The following is a 15,340-nucleotide window of genomic DNA, read 5'->3' as shown; positions in this document are numbered from 1 at the left end:
CGCTGCGATTCGAACCACAGCGGGGCGCCGGCCTTCGGCGCGGGAGGGGCAAGCGATGTACAAACAACACGGTAAACGGCAACGAGCCGTCGACGATTCTTTTTCTGTTCGCTCCGGTGGAGCGAGCGCCTGGTATAGCAACGGCATGGCTCTTAAATCGACGATTTACAAGGCGGAACTCCAGATCGCCAACATGGACCGGCACTACTACGCCGATCATTCGCTGACGATCGCCCGCCATCCCTCCGAAACCGACGAGCGCATGATGGTGCGCGTCGCCGCGTTCGCACTGTTCGCGCAGGAACGCCTCGAATTCTGCAAGGGTTTGTCGGATGTCGACGAACCGGATCTGTGGCAGAAGGATCTGACCGGCGCGATCGAAACCTGGATCGAAGTCGGCCAGCCGGACGAACGGCGCATCGCCAAGGCGAGCGGCCGCGCGAACGAAGTGATCGTGATCGCCTACGGCGGCCGCGCCTCGGACATCTGGTGGCAAGGCGTGAAGAACAAGGTCGAACGCATGCGCAATGTGACGGTGTGGACGCTCGATGAAGACGTCGCCGCCGCGCTCGGCTCGCTCGCCGAACGGACCATGCGCCTGCAATGCACCGTGCAGGACGGCGAGGCATGGCTCGGCAGCGCCGAAGCGGACGCGGTGCAGATCAAATGGACGGTGTTGAAGGCGCCGGCCAACGCTTGATAACGCCAGGTGCGTTTGCTTGTTGCGTTTGCTGGTTGCGCCTGACAGCTGCCTTTGCCCCCTGCGTTTGAGCGTCGTCCGCAACGGCCGCGGGTCGTTCGTTAGAGCGAAGTCACACGCGCCGCTTCCGGCGGCCCTTTCAGCTCGACCATATTGCCCTCCGGATCGAACAGATACAGCGACGGCCCAAAGCCGTCCGCGCCATAGCGCAGCGCCGTTTCGCCAGGCCGCGCGCCGTGTTCGGTCAGATGCGCCTTGAGCGCGTCGGCGTCGAACGGTTCGATCCGCAAACACATGTGATCCATGTTGCGTCCCGCGCCGGGCGTGCCGTTTTCGGCATGGTCGAGTTTTGCGCCGACCTGCAACAGGTCGATCAACGAGCGCCCGGCGCGCAACTGCGTCAAGCCCAGATCGCGCTGCTCCTTCTCGATACTGCAACCGAGCACGTCGCAATAGAAGCGCGACATCCGCGCGATGTCCGCAGCCCGAATGACGATGTGATCGATCTCACGAATGTGGATTTTCATCTCGAACGCCCCTTGGTTGTTCGCTGAACGGGTGAATAGCCAGTGTAGGAGGAAAGGGAGGGCGCCGCCGTGACAGCAGCGTGTGATCGGCCGTGAATCACCCGCAAAGGGGCGGATCAGGAAAATGCAGACGAAAGGCGGAGGAAAAACGCGGACGAAAAAAAGCCCGCTCTATGTGGAGCGGGCTGAATCCATATCAGGAGGAGACATGGAGGAGACAAGTACTAATATACACATCGGGTTGGTGCGACGCAATAACTTTTTAAGGGAAAACCCGATATCGCGCCAAATTGTCCCAACTTTGCGGCGAAACGAGCGCCTGGTGGCGCTTCCAGCCTACGAGGAAGCGCAATGACAGAGCAAGAACCGGAGCGTAGTGTGTCGGCATGCGGCCTACATTGGTGACATCGACACTGTCTTTCCGGGACCATCATGAACCGCACCGACCATACCGCCACCGAAAGCTGGGCCAGCGACGCCGACCGCTGGGACGCCGTCACCCACCGCGATCCGCAGGCCGACGGCGCGTTCTTCTACGGCGTCAAAACCACCGGTGTGTTCTGCCGCCCGTCGTGCGCCTCGCGCCAGCCGCGCCGTGAAAACGTCGATTTCTTCGTCGACGCAGACGCTGCGCGCGCCGCGGGTTATCGCGATTGCAAGCGCTGCCAGCCCGGCGGCCTGCCGCGCGAACTCGAGATCGTGAATCGCGCCTGCGCCGCGTTGGACGCCGATCCGCAACAACGCCTCACGCTCGCGCAGCTGAGCGATGCCGTGCATGTCAGCCAGTTTCACTTGCAGCGTCTGTTCAAACGCGTGGTGGGCGTATCGCCGCGTCAGTACCAGGCTGCGCAGCGGGGCGCCGCGTTGCGCGATGCGCTCCAGCGCGGCTCGGACGTCACCCGCGCCACGCTCGATGCCGGCTTCGGTTCACCGTCGCGGATGTACGACAGCGCGTCGGCCGAATTGGGCATGGCGCCGTCCGCGTTTCGCCGCAAGGGCGCCGGATTGACCGTGCGCTACGCCAGCGCGCCGACCTCGCTCGGCTTCGTGCTGATTGCCGCCACCGACAAAGGCATCTGCAAGATCGGTTTCGGCGACGATGCCGCAGCGCTCGCCGACGGACTGCGCAGCGAGTTTGCCAATGCCGAACTGGTCGACGATCCGGCACGGCTTGCGCCGTTCATCGCCCAGGTGGACGCCTATTTGCGCGGCACACGCCAGCACTTCGATCTGCCGCTCGATATTGCCGCAACCGCCTTCCGGCAACGCGTGTGGGACGCGCTGCGGCGCATTCCGTACGGCGAGACGCGCAGCTATTCGGACATCGCCGAAGCCGTCGGTTCACCCCGCGCCGTGCGCGCGGTGGCAAGCGCGTGCGCGACGAATCCGGTCGCACTGGCAATCCCTTGCCATCGCGTGGTGCAGAAGAGCGGGGCGCTGGCCGGTTATCGCTGGGGACTGCCGCGTAAGGCTGCGTTGCTCGACAACGAAGCGCAGCATGCGCACGATGATCGCGACGCGGCCGGCCACCACGAGCGCGAGGCCGCCACCCTTGCCGTCACAACCTCCAACCTGGACCACGCCGCGTGAGCACGCTCGACGACGTCGCAACACTCGAACTGCCGTTCAAACCACCCTTCGACTGGCCCAGGCTGCTGCGCTTTTTCGGTGGACGCGCGACGCCGGGCGTCGAAGCCGTCGAAGACGGCGCCTACCGCCGCGCGATCGATTGGGCGGGCGACAGCGGCACGCTGACGGTGCGTCTGCATCCGCGCAAACGCTGCATCGTCGCGAGCATCGAGGGGGCTGCGAGCCGTCACGCCGACGCGCTCGCCATGCCGATCGCGAAGATGTTCGACCTGCACGCCGATCCGAAAAAAATCGGTACGGAACTCGCCGCCGACCCTTGGCTCGCGCCATTGATCGACGCCGTGCCGGGTCTACGCGTACCGGGTGCGTGGTCGGGCTTCGAACTGGTGGTGCGCGCGATCGTCGGCCAGCAGGTCAGCGTGAAGGCGGCGACCACCATCATCGGCCGGCTGGTGCAGCGCGCCGGCGAACGGATCGACGGTCATCCGCATGAGAACACCGCGTGGCGCTTTCCGACGCCCGCCGCACTGGCGGCCGTGGATCTGGAGAAGATCGGCATGCCGGGGAAACGCGTGGCCGCGTTGCAAGGCTTCGCGCAGGCGGTGGCTTCGGGCGACGTGCCGCTCGACAGCAGCATGGCCGACGCCGCCAGCCTGCGCGCCGCGTTGCTCGCGCTACCCGGCATCGGCCCATGGACGGTCGAGTACGTCGCGATGCGTGCGTGGCGCGACGCCGACGCGTGGCCCGCCTGGGACCTCGTGCTGATGCAGGCGATCTGCGCGCGCGACCCGTCGCTCGTGCGGCCCACCCAGCAGCGCGCCCGCACCGACGCGTGGCGGCCGTGGCGTGCGTATGCGGCGATGCATCTGTGGAACGAGGTGGCGGACCGGGCGGGGGCCGCGCGCGGCGGGTAGCGGGCCGATTCGGCCAGAAAATAGACGGGCTAGCGTGCCTCGAAGCGGCCTCAAGCAGCCGTCGTGGCGAGATGTTAAAGTGCCCGCTACCTGAAAATTCCGCCGAACGTTGTCAACCGCGCAGTGCTGCATCGAATGCAGAGTAGCGGCACATGGCGGCCGACAACGCCCGACTCGCATCGATGCCAAACAACACACCTTCCCGCACGACCGACGCGTTCTCGCACCGCTTGTCCGTGGTGACCTCCGGCCCGCAGCGCGAGGCGTTGATTCGGGGCCTTCGCGGCATCGAAAGGGAGAGCCTGCGCGTAACGCACGACGGCCAGCTCGCGCTGACCCCGCATCCACGCGCGCTCGGCTCGGCGCTGACCCATCCATCGCTCACCACCGACTATTCCGAAGCGCTGCTCGAACTGATCACGCCGGCGGAGCACGATGCCGCGATCACCCTCGAGAAACTCGACACGCTGCATCGTTTTGTCTACGCAGAACTCGGCGACGAAATTCTGTGGAACAACTCGATGCCGGGTCTGTTGCCCGAGCAGGACGAGGGCATTCCGATTGCGCGGTACGGCACCTCGAATATCGGCAAACTCAAGTACGTGTACCGCGTCGGCCTGGCGCTCCGGTACGGCCGTGCGATGCAGTGCATTGCGGGCATCCACTACAACTATTCGCTGAACGAAGAAGTGTGGCGGCTGTTGCATGCCGACCAGCAATCCACGGCGAGCGCCGTCGATTTCCAGTCCGAACGGTATCTCGCGCTGATCCGCAATTTCCGCCGCACCAACTGGCTGCTGATGTATCTGTTCGGCGCGTCGCCGGCGCTGGACCGCCGATTCCTGCGCGATCGAAAACACACGCTCGAGACCTTCGACGCCGACACGCTGTACCGCCCGTACGCGACCAGCCTGCGCATGAGCGATCTCGGTTATTCGAACACCACGGCGCAAGCCGCGCTGCATGCCGACTACGACACGTTGCCGGGCTACCTCGACGCGCTCGCGAAAGCCGTGAGCCAGCCTTATCCCGCGTACGAGGCGATCGGCACGCAGCGCGACGGCGAATGGGTGCAGATCAACACGAATGTGCTGCAGATCGAAAACGAGTTCTACTCGACGATCCGGCCCAAGCGCGTCACGTATCCCGGCGAGCGTCCGCTGCATGCGCTGGCCGCGCGCGGCGTGCAATACGTCGAAGTGCGCTGCATGGATATCGATCCGTTCGAGCCAACCGGCATTTCGCTGGAAACCGCGCGTTTTCTCGATGCATACCTGCTGGTCTGCGCCCTCGAAGACAGCGCGCCGCTGCCGCCTGACGCCTACGCCGAAGCCAATCGGAACTTCGGCCGCGTGACGATGGAAGGGCGCAAACCGGGGCTCGAACTGACGCGCGACGGCCAAACGGTGGCGATGACCGATTGGGCAAACGAACTGCTCGCCAGGATCGACGTGGCTGCGGCTACGCTCGACGCGTTGCAGGGCGGCGATGCGCACGCTCGCGCCGTGGCGGTTCAGAGGGCGAAACTGGCGGATCCTTCGCTGACGCCGTCGGCGCGCGTGCTGCAAGGCATGCGCGACAAGCAGCAGAGCTTCCTTGCGTTTGGCCTTGAGCAAAGCGAAGCGCACGCCGCGTATTTTCGCGCGCATCCGCTGGATGCTGCGCAAATGAAGGAATTCACCGAACTCGCCGCACGGTCGCTTGCAGAGCAAGCCAGGCTCGAACAGGAAGAAGTGGGTTCGTTCGACGCATTCGTCGCGGCTTACCGGGCGTATACGTTGAACCGGTTCAGCGTCTGAACGGCGAGTATCCGGCATGTGGAAAAGGCGGTTTTCGAGGCCGCCTTTTTTATTGTTCGCAGGTAACGTGTACGCGAGCGGCCCGGGCTTAACCGGCGCAAATCGGCAATATTTCCGCATGCGTTGACGATACGCTGGAGCATATGAAACACCGTGCCGACGTTGAGGTCCAACGTACGTGACACGCTCCAGAAAGAGGGGAAATCAACGTGATGAAAAAAGGTCTGTTGGCCGTGCTGTGCATAGTGGCGGCGGGGTGCTCGACGCAAGGGCAGGTCGATCCGGACGTTATGCAGATTGCGACGGCGCCGTTGACGTGTTCGAGCAAAGCCGAGTGCGACGCATGGTGGCAACGTGCGCAGACGTGGGTGACGAGTCATTCGACATACAAGGTCGAATTCGCCACGGACACGCTGATCCAGACCGCGGGTCCAGACGGCGGCAAGCGAGCGCTGGCGTACCAGATTACGCGTGCGCCGAACCCTGACGGTACATCGACGATCGGCTTTGCGGCGCATTGCGACGGCTCGCTCGGCTGCAAGCCGAACCCATGGGAAGCGGGCGCCGACTTCAAGCTGTACGTGCGCGGCACGGCAACCGGCGCGCCGCAGAACGGAGCAAAACCATCGCAATCCGCCCCATCGGCGACGCATCCCGACGCGTCACAAGGACAATCGATCCCGGGAACGAATGGTGAATCGATGACGCAGTAAAAGCGCGCGGCGCCCGAAAAGTACTACGGGGAGAAGTACCGCTCGGCGCGCGCGGCGCCGTCGTAGGCAAAAAACCTCAATGCCCCATAGAAGGTCCAGCCCCCTTCCGCGGCTTGGTAATCCAAACAAGCATTGCCAACACTACAAACGCCGCACAAGAGATCCGAAAAAAGTCATTCGTGGCCATCATATAAGCCTGAGCCGTGACGACCTGATTCAGCTGCGCGGTGATGCCGTCCCCGGAGAGCCCAATCCCGGCCAACGCATTCGTATAAGAATTGGTATTGGCCGCATAAACATTCACCGAATCAGTCAGCATCGCATGATGATAAATCGTATCGTTCTCCCAATACGTAGTACTGATAGCCGTCCCAATCGCTCCCGATAAAGTCCGAAAGAAATTAGACAAACCCGAAGCACTGGCGAGCCGCTCATCCGATACGCTTGACAGCGTAATAGTGGTCATCGGCACGAAGAAGCAGGCGACCCCAATGCCTTGCACCAACCGAGGCCAGATCACATGATTAAACGGCACGTCGAGCGTAAAAGTCGAATTCCAGAACGACACGAAAGCAAACACGATGAATGCAAAACTCGCCACCACCCGCAGGTTGAGCCGATGCATATTCCGCCCGATCAAGGGCGACAAAAACAGCGCGAGCAAGCCGACCGGAGCGGTCGCGAGGCCAGCAAGCCCAGCGGTATAGCCCATCACCGTCTGCAACCAGAGCGGGAAAATCACCACTGACCCGAAGAACGCCATAAAGCCGAACGAGATAATCAACACCCCGAGCGCGAAGTTGCGGTCCTTGAACAACGAGAGATCGACAACGGGTTCTTTCTCCGTCATCTCCCACACCAGCATGAACGCGATCGATACCACCGCGATAATCCCCAGCGCGACGATAAACGTCGAGTTGAACCAGTCGCGATCCTTGCCCAGGTCGAGCATCATCTGCAGGCACGACACGCCGATCACGAGCAACGCGAGGCCCACCGCATCGATGCGCTGTCTGGTGATTTTCGTCTCACGGCCGCGCAGCAGCAGAAACGCGCTCACCGCCGAGAAAATCCCGATCGGCACGTTGATGTAGAAGATCCACGGCCACGTGTAGTTGTCGGTGATATAGCCGCCCATCACGGGGCCGAAAATCGGCGCGCAAATCACCGTCATCGCCCAGAGACCCAACGCGAGCCCGCGCTTTTCCGGCGGATAGGAGCGCATCAGGATTGTCTGCGAGAGCGGGACCATCGGCCCGGAGACGAGTCCCTGCACGAGCCGGAATGCGATCAGCGACTCGAAGTTATGCGCGAAGCCGCATAGCGCCGAAGCGATCGTGAAGAGCAGCACCGACAAGGTAAAGAGCCGCACTTCGCCGACGCGCCGCGCGAGCCAGCCGGTCAGCGGCACCGCGATCGCCGAGGCCACCGAATAGGATGAAATGACCCACGTGCCCTGGCTGGTCGCCACGCCGAGGCTGCCGGAAATGGTCGGCACGGCGACGTTCGCAATCGATGTGTCGAGCACTTCCATGAAAGTGCCGAGCGCAAGACCGACAGTGAGCAACGCCAGCGCAGCGCCTTTGAGTGGAGCGGGTTCGGCGGCGGGTAGGGCAGCGGCGGGAGCCGTGGCAGCCATGTGTGTTTCTCCTCAGCTGGGAAAGCTTGTCGCGGCATCTTTATCGCACATGCCGAATGATGTGCTTACATGCCGGGTCACCCTCTGCCCAGACAGATATTTGCAAATGACGACACCTTCAAAAACGCCGCCCGGTTAGTGCTCGCCGTGTTCCGGCGGCGTTGCTTCAGGTGATTCTTCCGACGATTCCTGCGATGGCCCCAGCCCGCACGCAGCACTCGTCCCTCCGCTGATGCCGTTGGCGATAAAACGGCCTAGCAGGTCGAGCAACCTGGCGTGGTCTGCTGCCGAAAATCCGCGCAACTGCTCGTTCAGCACGGCGGCGCCCAGGCCAGGCAATTGCCGCGCGGCCTCGTGACCCTGCGGCGTCAGTTCCAGCTTGACCATCCGGCGATCGGCGTCGCTGCGCGTGCGAACGATAAAGCCTTTCTTTTCAAGGCGATCCAGCAGACGGGTCATCGATCCGCTGTCGTACGACATGACCCGCGACAACTCGAACGGCGTGCTCGCGCGTTGCGCCGACAGCAGCAGGATCACGCCGATCTGGTGGGCGGTGAGCCCCAACGGTTTGACCGCGCGATCCATCCGCTCGACGAGCACGTTTCGCGCTTTCGTCAGGTAATAGCCGAGACTCGATTCGAGGTGAATCTCATCCGCGTTGTAGGGACCATCGGTCATCGTGTATCCGGGGACATCGCCAGGCAGATCGAATTTTAGCTGCCTAAGCAGGCAAGTCAAATTGGATTTCGCGTGAAACGGAAGGCGGAAAAACAACATCGCTGCCGAGCCCGAGGCAAAGTATCTTGAAATTTAATTGCATAGTCAATATTATTTCAGGCAACGAGTTACGCGCGCCCCGCGCCACCCGAGACCATGTTCTGATCGATTGCCTGCACGCTGCGTGTGCGGTGTGCAAAAAAGGATTCCCCGATGCTGTACCTGAAAAACACCCTTGGCCGCCGCCAAAGATAAAAAAGCCGGTAATAGCACGTAACCATCCCGAAACCCTAAGTAACACACCGCGAAGCCTCTGCGCATTACCCTTTCGGTTTCCCGCGCCCACCCGGACCCATACGCTAACATTCCGGTAGAGCCACGATCTCTCCCGGCCGGCAGCGCCGCCATCGTCCGCACTGCGGCGCCCAGAAGGAATCCATTGCATGCAGTTTGACCGAAGCACGCGCGCGCGACCCATTACCGTTCGCGCCCTGACCCTCGCGGTGGCGGCGGCGCTCGCTACCGTTCTGGCCGGCTGCGCGGTCGGCCCTGACTACAAGCGGCCGGCGGCGCAGATTCCCGCCTCGTACAAGGAAGCCGCGCCCGGCTGGAAAGTCGCTCAACCGGCCGATCAGCAAGACCGCGGCGACTGGTGGACCATCTACGAAGACCCTCAACTCAACACGCTCCAGGACAAGCTGAACGCATCGAATCAGACCGTTGCCCAGTTCGCCGCCGTCTACCGGCAGGCGCGCGCGCTGGTCGGCGAAGCACGAGCGGCCTATTTCCCGACCGTCGGCGCATCGGCAGGCGCGACACGCTCCGGTAGCGGTTCGTCGTCCACCAGTTCGAGCAGCGGCCGCGTCAGCAACAGCTTCAACGCGCAACTCGACGCCATCTGGGAGCCGGATCTGTGGGGTTCGGTGAGCCGCTCGGTCAACGCCCAGAAAGCCGGTCAACAGAGCGCCGCCGCCGATCTGGCGAACGCCCGGCTGTCCGCTCAGGCCACGCTCGCGCAAACCTATTTCTCGCTGCGCGCGCTCGATTCCACCCAAAAACTCCTCGACGAGACCGTCGCGGCCTATCAGCGCTCGCTGCAGCTCACGCAGAACCAGTACGCGGCAGGCGTCGCCGCGCGCTCCGACGTGATTCAGGCGCAAACGCAGCTGCAATCGGCGCAAGCCGCCGCGATCGACAACGGCGTACAGCGCGCCCAGGACGAACACGCGATCGCCGTGCTGATCGGCGAACCGGCCTCGACCTTCTCGATTCCGCCGATGCCGCTTACCGCCACGCCGCCCGCCGTTCCTGCGCAAATGCCGTCGGCGGTGCTGGAGCGGCGTCCGGATATCGCGTCGGCGGAACGCAAAGCCGCGGCCGCCAATGAGGAGATCGGCGTCGCGATTGCGGCGTTCTTCCCAACGCTGACGCTGTCGGCCACCGGCGGCTTCCAAAGCTCGGTGTTCTCGCAATTGCTCACCGCACCGTCGCGTTTCTGGACGCTCGGCCCGCAACTGGCCGCAACGATCTTCGACGCCGGCTTGCGCCAGGCAAAAACCGAAGCCGCTCGCGCCGCCTACGATCAGGACGTCGCGGCCTATCGTCAAACGGTGCTGGCCGCATTCCAGGATGTCGAGGACAACCTCGCGTCGCAGCGCATCCTCGCACAGGAAATCGTCGTGCAGCAGCAAGCGGTGGAGTCGGCCCGCCAGGCGCTGGCCATCGTCACGAACGAGTACAAGGCGGGCACGGTCGGCTACGTCAACGTGCTGACCGCGCAAACCATCGCCTTCACGGCCGAGCAAAAGCTGGAAAGCATCGCCGGGCAGCGGATGGTGTCGTCGGTGGGTCTGGTGAAAGCGCTGGGCGGCGGTTGGGATGTCTCGCAGATGAATCGTGAAACCGGCGACGTGGCAGCACCTGCGCGGTTACCTGCGTCATCGGCGACACCCGTCGCGCAGAATGAGACCGCGTCGCAACAGGCGCCGAGCAACTAAGCCCGCCCCTCGCGAAGACAAAAAAGAGGCATGGCCGCATTGCGCAGTCATGCCTCTTTTTTTTATCGCACCGAATGCTTGCGCCAACCGCGCGCCTCAGTGCACGAACGTCAACGTGACTGTATCCGGCGCGCTCGGCCGCCCCAGCACATTCAGCAGTCCCGCGAGGTTATCGCGTGCTTCCGGCGCGGCGCTGGCGGTGCCGCGAAACGATGTGGAGACCGCCGACACGGTGCCGTTGCCGGTCAGCATCAGCGGACCCTTGAACGTCGTCAGATCGAGCGTGGACGACGCGCCTTGCGCCTGGACCAGCAGCCGATACGACCCGAGCGGCTTGACCAGCGACACGCGCGAGCTGACGTCGTTCAGCGTCACCGTCAGCTGGCCGAACGCTTCCTTGTCGAAGCTGCGCCAGTCCGTCCATGACAGCCGCACATCCCCTTGCAGATCGAGCGTATTGAACGGCGCACCCAGGCCAGTCAGCAGCGAAGCCGGCACACTGATCGCGCCTTGCGTGATGGTCGCGCCACGCGGCGTGGCATCGACGGTGATCGGATCGGGCATCGCTTCGCTTTGTCGCATCGTCATTCGCACGCGACCGGTGAAGAGCGGCCAGAACGACGTATGCCATTCGATTCGTCCGGGCAGCAGCGTCGCCGCGCTCAGGTCGGAGCCGGCAGCGAGCATCAGTGTCGCCGAGCCGTGCCACAGCGAGCCGGCCGGATCCACAAGATTGACGTGGCCGCGGGTCTGTTTGGCGAACAGCGGGGTGATCCAGGCGGCCGGCAACAACGCGAGCATGACGGCGGCGCTCGACAGCACGGCGACCACCAGCCACGGCAGCGCGACGCGCAGGCGCCGCATCCAGAAAGTCATGCGAGGTCCAGTGACTGCGCGGTCATTTGACGGTCGACGGCTGCAACGACGCCGTCAGATCCACCTGACCGTCTTCCTTGAGCGCGGTCACATGTGCCTCGGCGACTTGCACCTTGAACTGCTTGCGCACGTCGTCGACCCAGCTCGTCCATGCCGGAAACGACGCGTTTTTCATCTGGATCTGCACCGCATTGCCGATCACCTGCACCTGGGTCGCGGCGAGGCCGTGATCGCCGAGCGACGCGGCGAGCGCGTCCTTCAGCGCACCGCCGGTCGGCGCGACGCCTTGAGCCGCCGCCGCTAGTTGCCGCGCTTCATTCGCCTGCGCGGTCATCTGCGCCAACTGACGCTGCAGCGTCGGCAGCGATTGGCGCAGATGCGCGCGGCCGTCCTGCGCCGGCGCCCACAGCACCGACCACGCGATCACCACAGCCAACGCCGCGCTGCCCCACGTCAGCAGCATTTTTTCGCGCTCGGTGCGCTGGTCCCAGAATCCGGCCCACGATTGGGCGAGTTCAGCTTTCATTGTCCGTTCCTGATGGTCCACTTGCCGGTGTTGCTGTCGATCGCGCCGTTCAGGCCGTTGCGCGCGAGGCGCTTCGCGAGATCGGGATCGACCTTGATTTCAGGCTTGAAGGTCACGTCGAGCCGCCGGTCGTGATAGTCGAGCGCGGCAATGCCGTTGACCGGCACCGGCGGCAGCGAACGCGCGAGACCGTCTGCCAGCGACAGGAAATCGTCCGGCGACAGCTCGCCCGCCGCCACCCGCAACTGCTGCAACTGGCGCGACATCTGGCCGGGCGCATCGAGCACGACGGTCGTTTTCGGAAAGGCGTTGAGCAGCAGTTCCGTCATCTGCGTGTTGATCGCGTCGCGCTGACGCGCGAGCATTAGCCACTGGACGTTCGCACCGACAATCGCGATCACGAGCGCGCCGGCCGCCAGCAGCACCGGCAAACGCAAGCGCCGCAGCGTCGCGCGATCGAGTCGCCACGGCTGGGAAGCGAACTCGAACTGGCAGAGGTCGAAACGGCAATCCAGCGCGCGCCGCGCGAGTTGCTCGAACGGCAACGGACTGGCCCCGTGCACGTGTGCGGCGAGAGCGGCGGGGCCGGTCGCGCCGAGCCGCGGCTCGTTGCCGGGCACTTCGGTCAGCATGTACAGCGTGACGGGGGCCGCGCCCGCCAGCGCGCCGAGGGTCGCGTTCACGGCAGTGGCTGGCACCGCCAGCCCTTCGCCTTGCACGCCGCGCGCGATCGCCAGTTCGACGCGCGGCACGCCCGTTTCGATCGCACCTTCGAGCAGCAACGCCGGCGCGGTCTGGACCACGGCACCGAGTACGGCTGCCACGATCGGCACGGCCGGCGCGAGAGCGGGCGCTGCCGCCTGTGTGGCGTCCGGGAGCGCTCTCGCCACAGCGGCGCCGGCCGCCGATACCGGTTCGCCGGCGTTGACCGTTTCGGCGACTTCGGCGGGCGTACCGAGCGCCACCGCTTGCGGTAGACAGCGCGTCACCGGCACGGCGCGCAAGCTGCGGTGTCCGGCAGCGGCGAAGCCTTCGCAGATGAAGCGGAACCAGCCGCGGTCGACGATCGCGAGCAACTGCCGGCCGCCCGCGACCGGTTGCGGATCGACGGCGATGTGACAGGTTTGCGGGTCCTGGATCAGTTGATCCTCGACGACGTTCGGCAGTGCCTGACGCAGCCGCGGGCCGCGCAGCGGCGGCAGCGTGGCGGGCATCATCAGCAGGTCGCGCGCGGCGACCATCAGCACCGTCGACGAGGCGCGCGGCAGCAGCGCGAGCGCCGAGCGGCCTGCGCGTTGGGTGCGGCCCGACTTGTCGAGCAGCAGGAACGGCAGCTCCGGGAGTTGCCATTCCTGCGATGGCACCGCCGGGTCACGCGGCGGCAGTAGGACGATCAGCGTGCTCAATGGCCACTCTCTCCGGGAAAAGCGTTATTCATAGTTGGTCCTGTACCCGCACGATACGCGTAGTGTGAGTCAATGCGTCGCGATAGACGAGGGTCGTGCGGTCCACCTCCGCGCGTTCGTGCTGCACGCGGCCATGGATCAGAAAGTAGCTTGTGTTGACGTCGAGTTCACTTGTATCGCCCGACACCGACTGCACGCCTGCGCCGCGCAAAGCGAGCTGCACGTCGCCGACGTTACGGAAAAACACCGTTTGCCGCCGCGCGACGAAGGCCTGTGCGCTCGACAGATTCATACCGGGCACGACTGCCGCGATGACTTCGGCGGAGGCCGTATTCATGTTGACCGCGGACGCTGTCGGCAGCACGGTAACGAACGGGCGCAGGCGCGCGACCATCTCCGGCGTGTAGCCGGGGATGTCGAGCAGCGAATCGACGCCGGTCATTTGCAGCGGCGCGAGCGCTGCGTTGTCGTTGCTGTCTTCGAGGCCGGGGTTGTCGGTGAAATTGGTACTGCCGGCTGGGCCGCCCTGGATGGCCGGGGCAGCTGTTGCACCGGTGGTGGGCGTGACGGTTTGAAAACGTGTGGCCGATTGAGCAAGGCTCGCGCGCACCTGGACGGCGGTGTTTTTTGCCAACTGGCTGTTGACACCGAGCGAGACGAGCAGGCGCTGGTAGGCGCCAATCTGTTCCACGTTCAGTTGCAATACGCCTGGAGCGGGGCTCGATACCAGGTTGCGCAAGTTGAATTTGGCCTGGGCGTCTTCGATTGAACCTGACAGGTAGGTTGCCGCGCCTTGCTCGGCCTTGACTTCGCCGATTTGGCCCAGGAAATCCGATAGGCGTGTTTTGGCGATGGGGACGCCCCATAGGCCACCTAAGTAGGTGATTCCTGCGGAGGTGTCGCCTTCCGAGCGGAGGATCAAGCGCGTCCAGTCCAATGCGCCTCGCGCTACCCATTGGGCTTGCGATAGCAGGCGCTGGTTTTCTATCCGTCGGATCTGGACTTGCTGGCGCCAGAGCATGCCGGAGACCAATATCGCTGATAGCGCGACTACTAATAAGGCGCTTATGATCGCCGCGCCTCGCTGGTTTGCCTGCGGCGCCTTGTGGTTTTTTGGTCTGCCTATGGTGTTGGCCTTTCCTTGTTCCGTTTGCCTTGTCCGGCGCTTTGGCTCTATGCCTATGGTGTTGGCCTTTCCTTGTTTTGTTATCGGTCTATTAGCGTTCCCCCTGTGCGGGGGGGCACCTACTTTTCTTTGCCGGCCGCAAAGAAAAGTAGGCAAAAGAAAGCGGCTCAAACCGCTAATGCTAAGCGGGTCCCCCGCGCAGTCACGGTAGTGGAGCATCTGGATTCCGTGCCCTCGCACATTCGACGCCGGTGACAAAGCAGTCATTCTTCCCGCCTCGCGCTGCGCGCTCGCCGGAACGGTCTGCAAGGGAAACCAGGCCCTTCGTTTGTGCGCGGTGGAAGCCATCGGCTTCGCCTCGGTGGGGCGCCCGACTTCTCGGTGACACGCGCTAGCGCGTGCCACTGCACGCTGCGGTACTTGCGTGGAATCATGCGCCGGATCCGCCTGGCGGTTTTCTGAAGTACCGCTCGGCGCGCGCAGCGCCGCCGGAACGGATGACTGCCTTGTCACTATCGTTAAATGTGCGAGGGCACGGATTCCAGATGCTCCACTGCCTCCTCCAAGCCAGGGGACCCGCTTAAGAATTAGCGGTTTGAGCCGCTTTCTTTTGCCTACTTTTCTTTGCGGCGGCAAAGAAAAGTAGGTGCCCCCCCGCACAGGGGGAACGCTAATAGACCGATAACAAAACAAGGAAAGGCCAACGCCATAGGCATAGAGCCAAAGCGCCGGGCAAGACAAACGGAACAAGGAAAGGCAACGCCGTAGATACACAGAGATAAACCGCCGAGCAGGCAAAGAAGAAGAGCG

The 15,340-nt window shown here is 63.8% G+C and carries 14 protein-coding genes; 7 read left to right on the top strand and 7 right to left on the bottom strand.

All coding sequences use genetic code 11. The features are described 5' to 3' along the window. Positions 1-145: 145 nt before the first annotated feature. Positions 146-700, top strand: a complete 555-nt coding sequence (locus tag SB772_RS05820) for a YaeQ family protein (RefSeq protein WP_410832339.1) — start codon at positions 146-148, stop codon at positions 698-700. A gap of 101 nt (positions 701-801) precedes the next feature. Here the strand turns inward: SB772_RS05820 and SB772_RS05815 are convergent, their stop codons facing one another. Further along, positions 802-1,227: a VOC family protein gene (locus SB772_RS05815; protein WP_410832338.1), complete on the bottom strand. Its 426-nt coding sequence runs from the start codon at positions 1,225-1,227 to the stop codon at positions 802-804. A gap of 124 nt (positions 1,228-1,351) precedes the next feature. On the opposite strand from SB772_RS05815, the gene SB772_RS05810 reads away from it, so the two are divergent. The 5 genes from SB772_RS05810 (at position 1,352) to SB772_RS05790 (ending at position 6,243) form a co-directional block, all read left to right on the top strand. Further along, positions 1,352-1,582: a hypothetical protein gene (locus SB772_RS05810; RefSeq protein WP_410832337.1), complete on the top strand. Its 231-nt coding sequence runs from the start codon at positions 1,352-1,354 to the stop codon at positions 1,580-1,582. Between the two features lie 77 nt (positions 1,583-1,659). Continuing rightward, on the top strand, positions 1,660-2,817 hold the full coding sequence (gene ada, locus SB772_RS05805; protein WP_410832336.1) for a bifunctional DNA-binding transcriptional regulator/O6-methylguanine-DNA methyltransferase Ada: 1,158 nt from the start codon (positions 1,660-1,662) through the stop codon (positions 2,815-2,817). Continuing rightward, entirely contained in the window at positions 2,814-3,731 is a 918-nt protein-coding gene (locus tag SB772_RS05800; RefSeq protein ID WP_410832335.1) for a DNA-3-methyladenine glycosylase family protein, read from the top strand. Before ada ends, SB772_RS05800 begins: the two co-directional genes overlap by 4 nt. 182 nt (positions 3,732-3,913) lie before the next feature. Then, positions 3,914-5,530, top strand: a complete 1,617-nt coding sequence (gene gshA / locus SB772_RS05795; protein WP_410832334.1) for a glutamate--cysteine ligase — start codon at positions 3,914-3,916, stop codon at positions 5,528-5,530. A 212-nt stretch (positions 5,531-5,742) separates the two neighbouring features. Further along, entirely contained in the window at positions 5,743-6,243 is a 501-nt protein-coding gene (locus tag SB772_RS05790) for a hypothetical protein (RefSeq protein ID WP_410832333.1), read from the top strand. A gap of 76 nt (positions 6,244-6,319) precedes the next feature. Here SB772_RS05790 and SB772_RS05785 read toward each other — a convergent pair whose 3' ends face one another. Together SB772_RS05785 and SB772_RS05780 are read right to left on the bottom strand one after the other, a co-directional pair. Beyond that, complete coding sequence (locus SB772_RS05785) at positions 6,320-7,882, bottom strand: DHA2 family efflux MFS transporter permease subunit (protein WP_410832332.1); 1,563 nt, start codon at positions 7,880-7,882, stop codon at positions 6,320-6,322. A gap of 135 nt (positions 7,883-8,017) precedes the next feature. Next, a complete protein-coding gene (locus SB772_RS05780) occupies positions 8,018-8,560 on the bottom strand; it encodes a MarR family winged helix-turn-helix transcriptional regulator (RefSeq protein ID WP_410832331.1) in 543 nt (180 codons plus the stop codon). 482 nt (positions 8,561-9,042) lie between these two features. On the opposite strand from SB772_RS05780, the gene SB772_RS05775 reads away from it, so the two are divergent. Further along, the gene (locus SB772_RS05775; RefSeq protein WP_410832330.1) at positions 9,043-10,596 is read left to right on the top strand and encodes an efflux transporter outer membrane subunit; all 1,554 of its coding nucleotides are present in this window, start codon (positions 9,043-9,045) and stop codon (positions 10,594-10,596) included. A gap of 96 nt (positions 10,597-10,692) precedes the next feature. Here the strand turns inward: SB772_RS05775 and SB772_RS05770 are convergent, their stop codons facing one another. Genes SB772_RS05770 through gspK form a run of 4 tightly spaced genes read right to left on the bottom strand, consistent with a single transcriptional unit; the run spans position 10,693 to position 14,749 of the window. After that, positions 10,693-11,472 carry a type II secretion system protein N gene (locus tag SB772_RS05770; protein WP_410832329.1) on the bottom strand — a complete coding sequence of 260 codons (780 nt, stop codon included), beginning with the start codon at positions 11,470-11,472 and terminating at the stop codon, positions 10,693-10,695. 22 nt (positions 11,473-11,494) lie between these two features. Continuing rightward, on the bottom strand, positions 11,495-11,998 hold the full coding sequence (locus tag SB772_RS05765) for a type II secretion system protein M (RefSeq protein ID WP_410832328.1): 504 nt from the start codon (positions 11,996-11,998) through the stop codon (positions 11,495-11,497). Further along, a complete protein-coding gene (gene gspL, locus SB772_RS05760; RefSeq protein WP_410832327.1) occupies positions 11,995-13,404 on the bottom strand; it encodes a type II secretion system protein GspL in 1,410 nt (469 codons plus the stop codon). The genes SB772_RS05765 and gspL overlap by 4 nt, the downstream gene beginning before the upstream one ends. Positions 13,405-13,432: 28 nt before the next feature. Next, the gene (gene gspK, locus SB772_RS05755; protein ID WP_410832326.1) at positions 13,433-14,749 is read right to left on the bottom strand and encodes a type II secretion system minor pseudopilin GspK; all 1,317 of its coding nucleotides are present in this window, start codon (positions 14,747-14,749) and stop codon (positions 13,433-13,435) included. Between the last annotated feature and the right edge of the window lie 591 nt (positions 14,750-15,340).

Origin of the sequence: Paraburkholderia sp. SIMBA_030, from assembly GCF_046535245.1 — a bacterium.
In the GTDB taxonomy this organism is placed as follows: Bacteria; Pseudomonadota; Gammaproteobacteria; order Burkholderiales; family Burkholderiaceae; genus Paraburkholderia.
Note: the sequence above shows the minus strand (reverse complement) of the source record. Positions and strands in the feature narration are given on the sequence as shown.

Bases quoted from the DNA above. Each gene is read 5' to 3' on its own strand.
- SB772_RS05785 (WP_410832332.1), bottom strand. From the start codon at position 7,882: ATGGCTGCCACGGCTCCCGCCGCTGCCCTACCCGCCGCCGAACCCGCT.
- gshA (WP_410832334.1), top strand. From the start codon at position 3,914: ATGCCAAACAACACACCTTCCCGCACGACCGACGCGTTCTCGCACCGC.
- SB772_RS05815 (WP_410832338.1), bottom strand. From the start codon at position 1,227: ATGAAAATCCACATTCGTGAGATCGATCACATCGTCATTCGGGCTGCG.
- SB772_RS05820 (WP_410832339.1), top strand. From the start codon at position 146: ATGGCTCTTAAATCGACGATTTACAAGGCGGAACTCCAGATCGCCAAC.
- gspK (WP_410832326.1), bottom strand. From the start codon at position 14,749: ATGCTCCACTACCGTGACTGCGCGGGGGACCCGCTTAGCATTAGCGGT.
- SB772_RS05765 (WP_410832328.1), bottom strand. From the start codon at position 11,998: ATGAAAGCTGAACTCGCCCAATCGTGGGCCGGATTCTGGGACCAGCGC.
- SB772_RS05810 (WP_410832337.1), top strand. From the start codon at position 1,352: ATGCAGACGAAAGGCGGAGGAAAAACGCGGACGAAAAAAAGCCCGCTC.
- SB772_RS05775 (WP_410832330.1), top strand. From the start codon at position 9,043: ATGCAGTTTGACCGAAGCACGCGCGCGCGACCCATTACCGTTCGCGCC.
- SB772_RS05790 (WP_410832333.1), top strand. From the start codon at position 5,743: ATGAAAAAAGGTCTGTTGGCCGTGCTGTGCATAGTGGCGGCGGGGTGC.
- ada (WP_410832336.1), top strand. From the start codon at position 1,660: ATGAACCGCACCGACCATACCGCCACCGAAAGCTGGGCCAGCGACGCC.
- SB772_RS05770 (WP_410832329.1), bottom strand. From the start codon at position 11,472: ATGACTTTCTGGATGCGGCGCCTGCGCGTCGCGCTGCCGTGGCTGGTG.
- SB772_RS05780 (WP_410832331.1), bottom strand. From the start codon at position 8,560: ATGACCGATGGTCCCTACAACGCGGATGAGATTCACCTCGAATCGAGT.